Raw genomic sequence first — 1,035 nt, forward strand, 5'->3', positions numbered from 1 at the left:
GTGGTTTCCCTCAGTCCGAGGCGCGGGCACGCACGCACCCCGTATTATACAATTTATAACAAATTTACAGCATGTTTAATTTAAATCACATATCGGTACTTGACAACTTACCGAATATTGTGTTATTTGGGTTCATGGCAACCTGGTTTTTAGCAGCATCGCCGATGAGACGTTCTGTGTCCGTGAAGGCAACATAACTTGGTGTTGTGCGGTTTCCCTGATCATTGGCAATAATTTCAACTTTTCCATGCTGGAAAACTCCAACGCACGAATATGTTGTGCCCAAATCAATACCTACTGCTGGTGCTTTCGCCATTATTTTCCTGCAATGGTACAAACGTAAATATTGTAATTATTTTTAAATTTTGAAGCAAGTTTGTCACATGTGCGTCAAAATGACACCTATAACATGTTCAAAACTACAAACACAAAATTTTTTATTGTCAGGTCACCTCTTTACAAAGGGGAAATTATATTCTGCAAAACATTGGTGTAATCCTTAACAATTCTAAAATGTTTTAATTTTCGAATAAAAGCAATTCAATATATACCTAGAGGAACCGATGGTTAAGCAATGGACTATTTCACACAAATTTTAAAAAATAGTTAAAAAATATGGCATTTAATACCAATAAATTTTTTTTTAAATCTTTACTTCAAGTAAAATTTTAATTTATTTAAATGCAGTGAGTGGTACATAAGTTCTGCATTTTACTCAACAAGTTCAATTTATGCTCTTGGCATAGTGATTTAATAATGTATTAAGTCGATTTCACTGTTACAGTCTACATTAAAAGCACAACGTAAATGTGCTGTGTAACGTGTAATTCAAACAAAACTTGTGCAATCATTTACACGCCGGCAGACTTCCAGGTAAAGTAAATTCTAGAATTCGTGTAACATTGAAAAACTAAGCAAAACTTAATCAGAAAAAGAGCAGTCGGTATACTGAAAACCCAGACACTTTACAATTTTCGGCAAACCCAAACAGATAAATAATTTGCTCCTCTCGGTACACCCAAATTACACTTACAA

General features: G+C 34.2%; 1 protein-coding gene. It reads right to left on the reverse strand.

Annotation, left to right across the window (positions count from 1 at the left end):
• Positions 1-64: 64 nt before the first annotated feature.
• Entirely contained in the window at positions 65-316 is a 252-nt protein-coding gene (locus tag MAGTDC_RS02620; protein ID WP_278046950.1) for an Hsp70 family protein, read from the reverse strand.
• Positions 317-1,035: the final 719 nt, after the last annotated feature.

The sequence above is a fragment of the Candidatus Hodgkinia cicadicola genome, assembly GCF_002774925.1.